Source organism: Aeromicrobium sp. Root472D3, assembly GCF_001426485.1.
Taxonomy (GTDB): domain Bacteria; phylum Actinomycetota; class Actinomycetes; order Propionibacteriales; family Nocardioidaceae; genus Aeromicrobium.
On record NZ_LMET01000001.1, the window covers coordinates 472319 to 486493 of the forward strand.

General features: G+C 73.0%; 11 protein-coding genes. 4 read left to right on the plus strand and 7 right to left on the minus strand.

Annotated elements, in window-relative coordinates; all coding sequences use genetic code 11:
- Window positions 1–152: 152 nt before the first annotated feature.
- Window positions 153–1127 carry a hypothetical protein gene (locus ASD10_RS02360; RefSeq protein ID WP_056604051.1) on the minus strand — a complete coding sequence of 325 codons (975 nt, stop codon included), beginning with the start codon at window positions 1125–1127 and terminating at the stop codon, window positions 153–155.
- A 211-nt stretch (window positions 1128–1338) separates the two neighbouring features.
- Here ASD10_RS02360 and ASD10_RS02365 point away from each other — a divergent pair, with 211 nt between their 5' ends.
- The gene (locus ASD10_RS02365) at window positions 1339–1911 is read left to right on the plus strand and encodes a molybdenum cofactor biosysynthesis protein (RefSeq protein WP_200938114.1); all 573 of its coding nucleotides are present in this window, start codon (window positions 1339–1341) and stop codon (window positions 1909–1911) included.
- A 3-nt stretch (window positions 1912–1914) separates the two neighbouring features.
- On the opposite strand, the gene hrpB is transcribed toward ASD10_RS02365, so the two are convergent.
- The 6 genes from hrpB to ASD10_RS02395 are packed head-to-tail and all read right to left on the minus strand — an operon-like array spanning window position 1915 to window position 9509.
- Entirely contained in the window at window positions 1915–4353 is a 2439-nt protein-coding gene (gene hrpB, locus ASD10_RS02370; protein ID WP_235501737.1) for an ATP-dependent helicase HrpB, read from the minus strand.
- Between the two features lie 50 nt (window positions 4354–4403).
- The gene (gene mgrA, locus ASD10_RS02375) at window positions 4404–5474 is read right to left on the minus strand and encodes an L-glyceraldehyde 3-phosphate reductase (RefSeq protein ID WP_056604055.1); all 1071 of its coding nucleotides are present in this window, start codon (window positions 5472–5474) and stop codon (window positions 4404–4406) included.
- Between the two features lie 25 nt (window positions 5475–5499).
- On the minus strand, window positions 5500–6123 hold the full coding sequence (locus ASD10_RS02380) for a hypothetical protein (protein ID WP_056604058.1): 624 nt from the start codon (window positions 6121–6123) through the stop codon (window positions 5500–5502).
- Between the two features lie 10 nt (window positions 6124–6133).
- Window positions 6134–6976, minus strand: a complete 843-nt coding sequence (locus tag ASD10_RS02385; protein WP_056604061.1) for a transglutaminase family protein — start codon at window positions 6974–6976, stop codon at window positions 6134–6136.
- Complete coding sequence (locus ASD10_RS02390) at window positions 6973–7899, minus strand: alpha-E domain-containing protein (protein ID WP_056604064.1); 927 nt, start codon at window positions 7897–7899, stop codon at window positions 6973–6975. The genes ASD10_RS02385 and ASD10_RS02390 overlap by 4 nt, the downstream gene beginning before the upstream one ends.
- On the minus strand, window positions 7893–9509 hold the full coding sequence (locus tag ASD10_RS02395) for a circularly permuted type 2 ATP-grasp protein (RefSeq protein WP_235501738.1): 1617 nt from the start codon (window positions 9507–9509) through the stop codon (window positions 7893–7895). The genes ASD10_RS02390 and ASD10_RS02395 overlap by 7 nt, the downstream gene beginning before the upstream one ends.
- 107 nt (window positions 9510–9616) lie before the next feature.
- Here ASD10_RS02395 and ASD10_RS02400 point away from each other — a divergent pair, with 107 nt between their 5' ends.
- From ASD10_RS02400 to ASD10_RS02410, 3 genes are all read left to right on the plus strand, one after another.
- Window positions 9617–10054, plus strand: a complete 438-nt coding sequence (locus ASD10_RS02400; protein WP_056604067.1) for an HNH endonuclease — start codon at window positions 9617–9619, stop codon at window positions 10052–10054.
- A 70-nt stretch (window positions 10055–10124) separates the two neighbouring features.
- Window positions 10125–13640 (plus strand): lamin tail domain-containing protein, encoded by a 3516-nt coding sequence (locus tag ASD10_RS02405; protein WP_082555974.1) that lies wholly within the window; start codon window positions 10125–10127, stop codon window positions 13638–13640.
- A 31-nt stretch (window positions 13641–13671) separates the two neighbouring features.
- On the plus strand, window positions 13672–14094 hold the full coding sequence (locus ASD10_RS02410; protein WP_056604073.1) for a GNAT family N-acetyltransferase: 423 nt from the start codon (window positions 13672–13674) through the stop codon (window positions 14092–14094).
- Window positions 14095–14175: the final 81 nt, after the last annotated feature.

A 14175-nucleotide genomic window follows, 5' to 3' on the forward strand; every position in this document is an offset into this window, starting at 1 on the left:
AAGCCTACGGGACCACCGCCGTCCGAGGGAAATCCGCCTCCCGCCCCTCCGGGACTCGCCAGTGGTGCGGACTGGACATTCTGGGACGGCGTGTCTGACCACGACGCACCACTCGGGCAACGGAATGCACCACTCGACGATCAGGCCGGCGGTCATCGGCTGCTGCGGGCCGACGTGTCGCGCGTCATCTTCTCGAGCCGGCGAGCCAGGGCCGCCCGCCCGGTCAGGCTGATGCTCGCGAGCCGCGCCTCGGCGAGCCAGAGGTCGGCGCGCGACCCGACGTGCGGACGTCCGGACGCCCGTTCAGCGTCGCGGACGATCTGGCGCGCCCCGCCGACGATCTCGGTCGCGATGTACCCGTAGCGCTCGAGACCCTCGCGCTGCAGCGCCTTCTCGCGCCGCAGGTCGTCCTGGTGCTGGCCCTTGTCGCGGTGGCCGCTCCCGTCGTACTCCACGACCCGGCGGGTGCCGCGGATGCGCAGGTCGACCCGCGCGACCTCGACACCCGCACGGTTGAGCACCCGCTCCTGGGGGTCGACCGCGAACCCCGACAGCACGTGCAGCAGGCGCAGCATCGTCTCCCACCACGACTCGCTCCGTCCGTCGACGAGCTCGAGTGCCCGCCGCAGCACCCGGACGCCGCGGCGTCCCCGGCGCATCGTCGCGCGGATGTCGGCGACCGTCGTGTGGCCCAGGTGCAGGGCGCTGTCGATCACGGCGACCAGGTCGAGCAGGGCGAGGTGCTCGGACAGCTCGACGATCGTCCACTCGGGCGAGGCGACCGCGACGTCGCCGAGGCGCTGGCGGTGCCCGGGCGGGATGTCGCACCGTCGGACGAAGACGCCCCTGCGGTCGTGGTGCGTCGTGTCGCCGTCGGTGCACGCGACGAGCGGGAACGCGTCGGCCATCGGCATCCACCACTCGCGCAGAAGAGCGGCGGTGACGTGGGTGAACACCGCGTCGTCCGGCAGCACGAGGGCGACGGCGCGGCACGTGGACGCCAGATCGTCCGCGGTGGCCGTCAGCTGGGAGACACCGTGGACGGGGTGGACGTAGAGGGCGGAACGACGCAGCGTCCTGGATGTGTGGCCGGACGCCTCGGCCCGGCTGTGGAGGATGGGGTCCATCCGACGACGCTCGGTCGGGGCAGTGCCACACCGCCAGAGCTCACCGCAGCCCTGTGGGCGGCGCGCGGTCGTGCACACGTCCCCCTTCCACGGCGCCGAGTGGTGCATCCCCGGCATCGAGTGGTGCGTGATGGCCAGACACGCCGTCCCACTTCGTCCACTCCGCACCACTCGCGGATCTGCGGGGGGCGGGGCGGCCTAGGGTGGCGGGATGGAGATCGCGATCACGCACCTGGTGGTCTCGCCGGTGCGCCGCATGGACGGTCGCCCGCGCGACGGCATGACCCTGTACGACGGCGACGAGACGCCGACGACGGTGCGCGTGCGGGCGCACAAGGGCCTGGTCGGCGACCGCTACTTCAACACCCGGTTCACGTACGCGTCCGTCACGATCATCGCGGCCGAGGCGATCGAGCGGCTCGAGGAGCAGATCGCCGGCGACGGCCTCTTCCCCGCGGCCAACACGCCCTTCGATCCCGTGCTGGCCCGGCGCAACCTGGTCACGCGAGGCCTGGACGTCGACGCGCTCGTCCGCTCGACGTTCACGCTCGACGGCGGCCACGGGCCCATCCGGTTCCGGTCGATCACACCGGCCAACCCGTGCGGGTGGATGAACGAGGTCTTCACCCCCGGGGCGCACCAGGCCCTGCGCGGCCACGGCGGCATCCGCTGCGAGCCCCTCGACGACGGGCAGCTCTCGGTCGGACCGGCGCGGGTCACCGACGTCGTGCCGATCCCGCAGGACGAGCTGACCCGCCAGGTGCGCCGCGCCCCGGTGGGCTGACGACTACGGACGGACCGTCGGGTCCTCGGGCCATGCGTGCTTCGGGTACCGGCCCCGCAGCTCCGACCTGACCTGGCGGTACGGCCCCGACCAGAACGACGCGAGGTCGGCCGTCACCGCGGCGGGTCGACGCGCGGGGGTCAGCAGGTGCAGCAGCAGCGGCACCCGTCCGTCGGCGAGCCGCGGGGTCGCGTCCCACCCGAACGCGTCCTGCAGCTTGAGCGACAGGACCGGCTGCTCGGTGCCGGTTTCGCCGTACTCGACACGGGGCGCCGACCCCGTGGGCACGCGGACGCGCTCGGGGGCGAGCTCGTCGAGTCGCCCGGCCGCCGGCCAGGGCAGCAGACGTCGCAGCGCCCCGAGGACGTCGACGCGCGCGAGCCCTGCCTGGGAGCGCACCCGCGCGAGGTCGACGCCCAGCCAGGCGTCGACGTCGGCGAGCAGCGCCTCGTCGCCGACGTCGGGCCACGGCTCGCCGAGCGCGTGGTGCAGGAATGCCATGCGACGGCGCAGCGCGACGGCGGCCTCGCTCCACGGCAGCGCCGCGAGACCGTCGCGCGACAGCCCCTCGGCGACCGCCGCGGCGACGGCGTCCGGTGGCGGCTGGGCGAGCGGGACGGCGGACAGCTCGATGGCTCCCAGCCGCGTGACCCGTCGCGCGACGATCCGTCCGCGCTCCCACACCACCTCGTCGACCTCGTGCCACGATCCCGAGGCGGCGTCGAGCGCGGTGTCCTCGTCGACCGGTGCGGCCGAGCGGATCGTGGCGTCGCGCGTGCCGGGACGACGCTCGACGTCGGCGATCGCGATCCACGGCAGACCCGCCAGGGCCGGGTCGGCGGCGCGGAACGACGCACCGGTTCCCGACACCATCAGGTAGGAGCCGCCACCGGGACGCAGACGGGCGATGCGCCCCGGGTGGGCCAGCGCCACGACGGCACCGACCGCGAGGTCGTCGGTCAGGTCGGTGCGGGCGACGCGTGACGGCACGAGCGACTCCAGGCGCGCGGCGGCGTCCGACCACGAGCGGGCCGCCGGCCCGCCCCGGCGCACCATGCGCAGCGCGGCGACGAGGTCACCGCCCGGGGCGCGGACGTCGTCGTCGAGCAGGGCCACGACCTCGGCGGCGCGCCGCGATCCCGCGACGTCCGCGCCGTCGAGCAGGGCTCGGGCCAGACGGGGGTCGGCGGGCACCTGCGCCATCGCCCGACCGCGCGCCGTGATGGCTCCCGAGTCGTCGGTGGCTCCGAGCGCCGCGAGCGTCTCGTGCGCGGCATCGAGCGCGGCGCGCGGAGGTGCGTCGAGCAGGGCGAGACCGTGACCGTCGGGGTCTCCCCACGCAGCGAGCTCGAGGCAGAAGCCCGTCAGGTCGGCGACCGCGATCTCGGGCGCGGGGTGCGCCGACAGATGGGCGTGGTCGGCGCGCGACCAGCAGCGGTGCACCGCGCCCGGGCCCTCGCGTCCGGCGCGTCCGGCGCGCTGCTCGGCGGCCGACCGGCTGACGCGCACGGTCACGAGCGCCGGCAGGCCACGGGCCTGGTCGGTGCGGGGCTCGCGCGACAGGCCCGCATCCACCACGATCCGCACGCCCGGCACCGTCAGCGACGACTCGGCGACCGATGTCGACACCACCACACGGCGCCGAGGCCCCCGGGTGAGGGCGAGATCCTGCTCGCGGGCCGGAAGACGTCCGTGCAGCGCGACGACGTCGACGTCCGACAGCCCCGTCAACCGCCGCATGACGCCCTCGACCTCGCCGACGCCGGGCACGAAGACGAGCGCGTCGCCGGGGTCGGCGGCGAGCGCCTGCCGGACGGTCGCCGCGACGTGGTCGAGGAAGCGCGGCGGCACTCCCCGGTCCTGACCTCCGGTCGGCAGGACGTCCGCGGGCGGCGGAGCCCAGTGCTGCGTCACGGGGTGCAGCGCCCCCGGGACGTCGACGACCGGTGCGTCGAGCACCGCCCCCATCCGTCCGGCCTCGACCGTCGCCGACATCGCGACGAGCAGCAGGTCGTCGCGCACCGTGGCACGGACGTCGACCAGGAACGCCAGCGTCAGGTCGGCGTCGAGCTGACGCTCGTGCACCTCGTCGAGCACGACCGCCGCGACCCCCGGCAGCTCGGGATCGCGCTGCAACCGCCGCAGCAGCACGCCGGTCGTGACGAACTCGATGCGCGTGGCGGGCCCGACGGCACGGTCGCCGCGCACGGTGTGGCCGACCGTCTCACCGACCTTCTCGCCCAGCAGCCCCGCCAGCCGTCGGGCCGCCGCGCGGGCCGCGATGCGCCGCGGCTGGGTCACCACGACCCGCCCGCCACCCCGTGCCACGAGCGCCGCGACGGCGGGTGGCACGAGGGTCGTCTTGCCGGTGCCGGGCGGCGCCTGGACGACCGCCGTCCCGCGCTCGCGCAGCGCGGTCGTCAGCGCCGACAGCCCGCCCACGACCGGGAGGTCGGGCGGGCTGTCGAGCAGGCGCCGGATCGCGTCGGTGGTCAGAGCTCGGCCGACACCTTCCAGAGGTCGACGCCCTCGGCGTCGCCGGCGAACTCGTCGATCGCGGCGAGCTCGTCGTCGGTGAAGTCGGTCTGCTGCGCCGCGGCGAGGTTCTCGTCGAGCTGCTCGACCGACGACGCGCCGATCAGCGCCGACGTGACGCCGCCGGGCCGCAGGATCCACGAGATCGCCATCTGCGCCAGCGACTGGCCGCGCTTCTCGGCGATGCCGGCCAGGCCCTTGAGCCGCGCCAGGTTCTCCTTCGTCAGCACCGACTCGTCGAAGCTGCTGCGGTCACCGGCCCGCTCGACGGCGTCCGAGCCGAGGTACTTGTCGGTCAGCAGGCCCTGCGCCAGCGGCGAGAAGCCGATCGCGCCCAGCCCGTGCTCGTCCAGCACCGTCAGCAGCCCGCCCTCGACCCAGCGGTTGAGCATCGAGTACGACGGCTGGTGGATGATCAGCGGGGTGCCGAGGTCGCGGGCGATCGCGACGGCCTCGGCGGTCTTCTGCGGCGAGTACGACGAGATGCCCGCGTACAGCGCCTTGCCCTGACCGACCGCGGTGTCGAGCGCCGTGATGGTCTCCTCGAGCGGCGTGGTCGGGTCGACGCGGTGCGAGTAGAAGATGTCGACGTAGTCGACGCTCATCCGCTCGAGCGAGGCGTCGAGGCTCGACAGCAGGTACTTGCGCGAGCCGAGCTTGCCGTACGGGCCCGGCCACATGTCCCAGCCCGCCTTGCTCGACAGGATCAGCTCGTCGCGGTAGGGCTTGAAGTCCGTCCGCATCATGCGCCCGAAGTTCTCCTCCGCCGAGCCGTGCGGCGGACCGTAGTTGTTGGCCAGGTCGAAGTGCGTGATGCCGTGGTCGAACGCGTGGCGCAGCACCTCGCGCTGGGTGTCGAACGGGCGGTTGTCGCCGAAGTTCCACCACAGACCGAGGGAGATCGGCGGCAGCAGCAGACCGGACGTGCCGACGCGGCGGTAGTCGAGCTGCTGGTAGCGGTCGTCGGCCGCGACGTACGGGCGGTGGATGTCGGGCACGGGGTCGGCGTAGTAGCGCTCTTCGGTCATGCCGTCCACGCTAGCCGCGCGGCGATCAGCGCGCGACGGCGAGGAGCGCGGGTCCGTCGTGGCCGTCCCACGTGCCGGTCAGCGTCTCGCCGCCCATCGCCCACGAGTCGTCGCCGACGACCCGCAGCACCTCGATCTCGGCGACCGACGTGACCACCAGCGTCGCCGCGTCGCGGTCGCGGACGTCGACGAGCCCGACGGATCCGACGTCGTCCGAGCTGCCGCTGCCCGTGACGCGCACGGACGGCTCGACCGGTGTGCGGACGCCGTCGGCCTCGCGCTCGACGGACGCCTCGGAGCCGCCGCCGAGGATCGTCGTCGCCAGCGCCGCGGCGTACACCGGGTCGCCGCACGCGTCGTAGACCCAGCGGTGGCCCAGCACCGTGTGCTCCATCTCGGTGATGAGCCACTCGTCGGCGCCGGCCAGCGCCTCCCCGCGGTACGTGACGGGGATCTGCAGGACCGGACCGTCGCCCGACCGCACGAGGAAGGTCTCGATGCCGACCTCGCCGTCGGGGTCGTCGAAGCGGTAGGCGCCGACCTGCTCGAGGCCCTCGTCGTCGCCCGTGAACCATGGCTGGGTCGGCGCCCAGACACGCAGCATCTCGATCTTGGTCGGACGGATGGACGCGGCGTGCAGGAGGGCCATGGGCCCGACGCTAGCGCAGGCGCGTGATCTCGACGCCGACGAACAGCTCGGAGCCGCCCGCGGTCGAGAAGATGCCGCGCAGTGGCGGGCTGTCGCCGTAGTCGCGGCCCTTCGCGACCACGACGTGGCGCGGCCCGGGCGCGACCGCGTTGGTCGGGTCCCAGGCGACCCACTCGCCGTCCCACCACTCGATCCACGCGTGCGACTCGCCCTCGACGGTCTCGCCGACGACGGGATCGGGCGACGGGTGGAGGTAGCCCGACACGTAGCGCGCCGGGATGCCCGCGGCGCGCAGCGCACCCAGGCTGAGGTGCGCGAAGTCCTGGCAGACGCCCGTCTGCGCGGCCCAGGCGTCGGCCGCGGTCGTGGTGACCTCGGTGCTGCCCGGGACGTAGGCGAGGCGCTCGTGCAGCAGACCGACGGCGGCACGGGCGTAGTCGCCCGGTCGCTCGGACGTCGCGCGCAGACCGTCGAGCAGCTCCTGCAGCTCGGCGGCGGGAGCGACCCAGTCGGACAGCACGAGGTACTCGCACCACTCGTCCTGGACGTCGGGGGTCAGGTCGTCCCACCCGACGGCCTGCGGCTTGGGCGGCACCTCCTGCGTGTCGACGATCGACGTCGCGACGACCGTGAGGTCGGAGTGCGGGTCGTGCACCTCGAACGACGTGACCGTCGTGCCCCAGTAGTCGCGGTACTCGTACGACCACGGCGCGGGGGTGATCTCGATGCGCGACCGCAGGACGTACTGCTCCGGCGTCGTCATGGGCGTCATGCGGGCCTCGTTGAAGGACGCCATCGCGCCCTTCTCGTAGTGGTAGCCCGTCGTGTGCTTGATGCGCAGCTGGTAGGTCATACGATCGCTCCTCCGCGCCACGTGTGGATCTCGGACTCGGCGAAGTAGCGGGCCGAGACGGCGTCGCTCGCCGCGGCGCAGCTGCGCTGCAGGCGCTCCATCTCGACCGGCAGGTCGAACACGATGTCGGCGAGCGGACGGTACTCGAGCTCGGTGCGCGCCCGGCCCAGCAGCCGCTGGGCCTCGTCGCTGAAGCCCGAGCGCTGGCCGGACGCGGCCAGGTTGCCCAGGGCCCGCTCGGCCTCGGCCAGCGACGACACGATCGACCGCGGGAACCAGCGGTCGAGCAGCAGGAACTCGGCGGCCTGGCGATCGGCCTCGATGCCGCGGTACGCGCGGATGAAGCTCTCGTAGGCGCCGCACGCCCGCAGCGTCGTCGGCCACGCGACCTGCGGGCCGGACGCCAGAGCGGCGGTCGACAGCAGGCGGGCCGTCATGTCGACGCGCTCGATGCTGCGGCCCAGCATGTAGAAGTGCCAGCCGTCGTCGCGCGACATCGTCGAGTCGGCGATGCCCGAGATCATCGCGGTGCGGTTGCGCACCCAGTTGAACATGTCCGGCGGGCGCATCGCCCGGGCCGTGCTGAGCCCGCGCCACGTCGTGTTGATCGCGGCCCAGATGTCGGTCGAGAGCGTCTCGCGGGCCCGGCGCGAGCTCTCGCGCGCGGCCCCGATGGCCGCGGCGATCGAGACGGGCGACTCGGGGTTGTGCGCCAGCAGGTCGAGCATCATCCAGCGGTTCGGGTGACCCGTGTAGTCCTCGACGCCCATGACCGACAGCAGCTGCTCGCACGACGTGCGCTCGTCCATGCCGGGGTCCTCGATCAGGACCTGCATCTGGACGTCGAGGATGCGCGCGGTGTCGTCGGCACGCTCGAGGTAGCGCCCGATCCAGAACAGCGACTCGGCGATGCGGCTCAGCATGTGGGCTCCCCGTTCGTCGGACCGGTCGTCGCCCGTCCCTGCTGCTGTTGCTGCTGCTCCTGCTCCTGCACGTGGATGTCGCCGACGTCGCCCTCGATGGCCGGGCCGGCCGACTGCGCGATGCCCGAGACCGGTGACGCGCTGGGGGCCATCTCGCCCTCGTCGTCGGGGTCGGTGGGGCGCGCCAGCACCCACGTGTCCTTCGAGCCGCCGCCGCGGCTGGAGTTGACGATCAGCTCGCCCTCCGGCAGCGCGACACGGGTCAGCCCGCCCGGCAGCACGAAGACGTCGTCGCCGTCGTGCACCGCGAACGGTCGCAGGTCGACGTGGCGGGGACGGATGCCGTCCTCGACGAGCGTCGGCACGGTCGACAGCGAGATGACGGGCTGGGCGATCCACGCGCGGGGATCGGTCAGGATCTTGCCGCGCAGCTCGTCGAGCTCGCCCTTCGTTGCGGCGGGGCCGATCACGATGCCCTTGCCGCCCGAGCCGTCGACGGGCTTGAGCACCAGCTCGTCGAGCCGGTCGAGCACCTCTTCGCGCTGGTCGGCCTCGCCCATGCGCCACGTGTCGACGTTGCGCAGGATCGGCTCCTCCGACAGGTAGTACCGGATCAGGTCGGGCACGTACGTGTAGAGCAGCTTGTCGTCGGCGACCCCGTTGCCGACCGCATTGGCGATCGTGACGTGGCCGGCGCGGGCGGCGTTGATGATGCCGGGGACGCCGAGCGCCGAGTCGGGACGGAACTGCACCGGGTCGAGGAACTCGTCGTCGATGCGCCGGTAGATGACGTGCACGGGCTCGAGGCCCTGCGTCGTGCGCATCATGACGCGCCCCGAGCGGCAGACCAGGTCGCGGCCCTCGACGAGCTCGACGCCCATCGTGCGGGCCAGCAGCGTGTGCTCGAAGTAGGCCGAGTTGTAGACGCCGGGCGTCAGGACGACGACGGTCGGATCGCTGACGCCGGCCGGCGCGGCCTTGCGCAGGGCCGTCAGCAGGTGCTGCGAGTACTGCGACACCGGACGGATGCGGTGGTCGGCGAACACCTCGGGCAGCGCCGCCGAGAGGGCGCGACGGTTGGTCATGACGTACGAGACGCCGGACGGCACGCGGACGTTGTCCTCGAGCACCCGGAAGTCGCCGTTGCCGTCGCGGATCAGGTCGACGCCCGCGACGTGCACGCGCACGCCGTTCGCGGGCTCCAGCCCGGCGACGACGCGGTGGTAGTGCGGCGACGTGACGACGGTGTCGCGCGGCACGACGCCGTCGGAGAACAGCTCGCCCGGCCCGTACGCGTCGGCGAGGAACTTCTCGAGCGCCAGCACCCGCTGGCGCACCCCCTGCTCGACGTGGTCCCAGTCGTCGGCCTCGATCAGGCGGGGCGCGATGTCGAGGGGGAACGGCCGCTCCTCGCCCTCGACGCCGAAGGTGACGCCCTGCTCGAGGTACGACGACGCCAGCGAGTCGGCGCGGAGGCGGACCTCGTCGGCGCCCATCGCCTCGAACGAGGTGTGCACCTGCCCGTAGCTGTCGCGCACGTCGGTGCCCTCGAACATCTCGTCGAAACCGGCGACGGGGCCGTAGCCGTCGAAGAGCTCTGAGGTGTCCACGTGCTCACCGTAGGACAGATTCGTCACGGGTGTGTTTCGAGCCCGCCCGCGATGCCGTGGTTCCGGCTACGATCCAGTCAGGATCCACCGTCGGGAGGCGGTCAGCGATGTCGGACGCGAACGTCCTCGTGCTCAATGCGAGCTACGAGCCCTTGCAGCGTGTCTCGATGCGCCACGCGATCAAGATGCTGGTGCGCGAGGTCGCCGTCATCGAGGAGGCCGCCGCCGGCATGTTCGGGCCGTTCCCCGTCCCCAAGGTCCTGCGGCTCGTCCGGTACGTCAAGACCCGCTGGATGCACCGCCGCTCGCACCTGTGCACCAAGGCGGCCATCAAGGCCCGCGACGCGATGTGCGCCTACTGCGGCGGCAAGGCCGAGACGGTCGACCACATCGTCCCCCGCAGCCGCGGCGGCACGCTGACGTGGGAGAACGCGGTGGCGGCGTGCATCCGGTGCAACCACCGCAAGGCCGATCGCACGCCCGCCGAGGCCGGCATGACGCTGCTGGTCGTCCCGCAGCAGCCGCAGTACGCCGTCCCGGCCTGACCTCCGGCGTTCGCGCCCCGGCCCCCGGGGGTTCACGGCACGTTCTCCCGGCGGTGCGAGCGTGCGCCGCATGCCTGCGAGCCCCCGTCGCCCCGTCCTGTCCGCACCCCCGAGCCCCGTGCCCCTGAGGTCCATCCCCCTGCTGTCCTGCCTCGTGCTGCTCCTGACCGTCGTGCTGGGAGGTCCCGCCAGCGCGGCCACCGACTACTCGTCGATCAGGATCAACGAGGTGCAGTCGGATCCCGACGACGTCGTCGAGCTCGTCAACACCGGTGACGCCCCCGTCGACCTCTCGGGACTCGTCCTGCGCGACTCCGAGAACACGGGCACCGGCTACACGATCGCCTCCGGCACCGTGGTGGCCGGCAAGGCCTACGTGGTCCTCGACGTCAACGTCAAGGGATCGGCCGCCGGCACCGTCGGGCTCGGCAAGGGCGACTCCGTGCGCCTGTTCTCCGGCACGACGCTCCTCGACTCGACGACGTGGCCCGCGAACACCCACGCCACGACATGGGCACGATGCGCCGACGGGACCGGACAGTTCAGCGTCACGCCCGCGACCCTCGGCACGGCCAACCAGTGCACGCCCGACCCGCAGAAGGTCCGCCTCAACGAGGTGCGCAGCGACGGCACCGGCCCCGACTTCGTCGAGCTCGTCAACACCGGCACCCAGCCCGTCGACCTGACAGGCTGGAAGGCCGTCGACGCCGATCCCCTCCACACCCCGACGGCGATCGCCCCCGCAGGCACCACGGTCGCCCCGGGCGCCTTCTTCGCGTTCGAGACCGACGCGCTCGTCGGCGGCTTCGGGCTCGGCAAGGCCGACTCCATCACGGTCTCGCTGCCCGACGGCACGGCTGTCGACACGTACGAGTGGACGACCCACCGCACCCCGTCCGCCGTTCGCTGCCCGCAGGGCACCGGCGCGTTCGTGATCTCGCGCGCCGCGACGCCGGGAGCCGCCAACGCGTGCCCCGTGCCGGCGGGCGCCGACCAGCTCAAGATCAACGAGGTCGAGTCCGATCCGGCCGACCTCGTCGAGCTCGTCAACACCGGCGACGCGGCGATCGACGTCTCGGGCTACGTGCTGAAGGACAACGACGACACGCACGCCTTCGCGATCCCGTCCGGGACGGTCCTCGGCGCCGGGGCGGTCAAGTCCTTCGACGTGACCCTCTCGTACGGACTCGGCAAGGGCGACTCCGCACGGCTCTACACACCGGACGGGTCGACGCTGCTCGACGCGACCACCTGGCCCGCCGACACCCACGCCACGACGTGGGGCCGGTGCCCGAACGGCACCGGCGCCTTCACGACGACCGCGTCGACGATCGGCCTGCCCAACCAGTGCGCGGCAACGGCCGACCCGAGGACAGTCATCCGGATCAACGAGGTCGAGTCGAACGGCGACAAGGTCGCCGACTGGGTCGAGCTGACCAACACCGGCACCAGCACGGTCGACGTCTCGGGCTGGAAGATCCTCGACGCCGACCCGTCGCACGCCGCGACGCCCGTCGTCGTCCCCGCGAAGACGACGATCGCGCCCGGCGCGTTCTTCGCGATCTACACCGAGGTCAACCAGTCGCCCGGCTTCGGGCTCGGCGGGGCCGACTCGGCGACGCTCTACCTGGCCGACGGCACGACGAAGGTCGACTCGTACGAGTGGACGACGCACGCCGCCACGACCTACGGACGCTGCCCCGACGGTACGGGCGACTTCCGCACCACCACGACGTCGACCCGTGGGGCGTCCAACGCGTGCAGCCCCGTGCGCCTCAACGAGATCGGCCCCGACTGGGTCGAGCTGGTCAACATCGGCGACACGCCCCTCGACGTCTCGGGCTGGACGCTGAAGGACTCCGGTGACGCCGGCGCCTACACGTTCCCGACCGGCACGACGGTCCCCGCCAAGGGCTACCGCGTCGTCGAGGCCGGCACGTCCGGCTTCGGCTTCTCGCTCGGCGCCGGCGACTCGGTGCGCCTGCTCGGCGCCGACGGGGCCGTCGTCGAGTCGTACACCTGGACCAACCCCGCGGCCGTGACGTACGGACGCTGCAAGGACGGCGTCGGCGACTTCGTCGACACGCGGGCCGCCACCCAGGGCGCCGCCAACGCGTGCCCCGGTCTCGACACCGAGCCCTGGCCCGGCAGCCAGGACGTCCGCACGGCCGACCTCGCGTCGACGTTCACGCAGGACCTCAGCGGCCTGGCCTTCGACCCGGAGGACCCGGACGTGCTGTGGGCCGCGCAGAACAAGCTCGGCACGCTGTTCAAGCTCGTGCGCGACGGGCAGACGTGGGTGCCCGCCACGACCGACGGCTGGGGTGCGGGCAAGACCCCGACGTACCTCGACGGCACCGGCGCTCCGGACACCGAGGGCCTGACGATCGGGCCCGACGGCTTCGTCTACGCCGCCGCCGAGCGCAACAACGCCGCCAGCGGCGTCAGCCGGATGTCGATCCTGCGCTACGCACCCGACACCGCCGACACGACCCTGAAGGCGACCGACGAGTGGAACCTGACGAGCCAGATCCCCGCGGCCGGCGCCAACCTCGGCCTCGAGGGCGTCACCTGGGTTCCCGACTCGTTCCTGGTCGCCGGCGGATTCGTCGACCAGAGCACGAACAAGCCCTACGTCCCGTCCGACTACCCCCTGCACGGCACGGGGCTGTACGTCGTCGCGGTCGAGGACACCGGCGCGCTGCACGCCTTCGCGCTCGACTCGACCGGGGGCACGTCGCACAGGATCGCGACGATCTCGAGCGGCTTCGCGCACCTCGCCGACGTCACGTTCGACGCCGAGCGGCAGCGCCTGTGGGCCGTCACCGACGACACGCACGACGGCAAGACGTCGCTGCTGCAGCTGAAGGGCGGCGTGTTCACCGTCGCGGAGGCCTACGACCGTCCCGTGACGATGCCCAACCTCAACAACGAGGGCTTCGCGCTGGCCCCGCAGTCGCGCTGCGTCGACGGCCTCAAGGAGGTCGTGTGGTCCGACGACGGCGACACCGGCGGGCACTCGATCCGCACCGGCACGATCGCCTGCACGCCGGCGACGACCCCGGTGGAGCCGCAGCCCGAGCCCACGCCGGTCCCCGTCGACCGGGTCGCGCCCGTCGTGACGATCGCGGGCGTCGCAGCCGGACGCCTGTACGTCGGCGACCGACCGGCCGCACGGTGCACCGCGACCGACGAGACGTCCGGCCCCGTGGCCTGCCGCCTCACGACGGTCGTGACGCCCAAGCGCACGACGCTGACGGCCCGCGCGACCGACGCCGCCGGCAACACCGGCACGCGGTCGGTGACGTACCGGACGCTGGCGTACGAGGTGCGCGGCGCCACGTACCGCGGCGGGAAGTTCACGTTGGAGCGCGGCCGCCGCTACACGCTCGACGGCACCGTCGAGGCCTCCGGTCGCGTGCTCGGCCCGGCGCGGCTCGGCACCGTCGCGAAGCCGTCGGCGCGGTTGAAGGACGGTCGGGCGACGGTGCGCGTGCCTCGATCGGCCACGGTCGGCAGCACGTGGAAGATCCTCGTGGTCGAGAAGTCGCGGAGCTACACGATCAAGGTGCGGGTCGCCCGGTAGCCCGCGGACCCGGTCGGGTTGGCTGGGGCGCATGACTGAGATCGTCGTGCGCCCCGCCACCGTGGCCGACGTCGGCGCCGTGCTCGCGCTGTGGACGGTCGGTGCCGAGAACGCCGACCGCCCGTCCGACTCCGCGGCCGATGTCGAGCGACTGCTCGCGCGTGATCCGGAGGCGCTCGTCCTCGCGACGGACGGCGAGGACGTCGTCGGGTCGGTGATCGTCGGGTGGGACGGGTGGCGCTGCCACCTCTACCGGCTCGCGGTGCACCCGTCGCACCGACGGCGGGGCATCGGCCGGACGCTGCTCGAGCACGCCGAGCAGCGCTTCGCCGCCGTCGGCGGCAAGCGGGCCGACGCCATGGTGCTGGACGGCAACGATCTCGGGGCGTCGATCTGGACCGATGCCGGCTACTCGCGCCAGCCCGAGTGGTCGCGCTGGGTCAAGCCCCTCTGACCCACCCCATCAGGCTTGCGTCAGTCCCCCTCGCTTCGCTCACGCTCGGCCGCAAGCGGCCTCCCTGGGGGACGGGAGCAA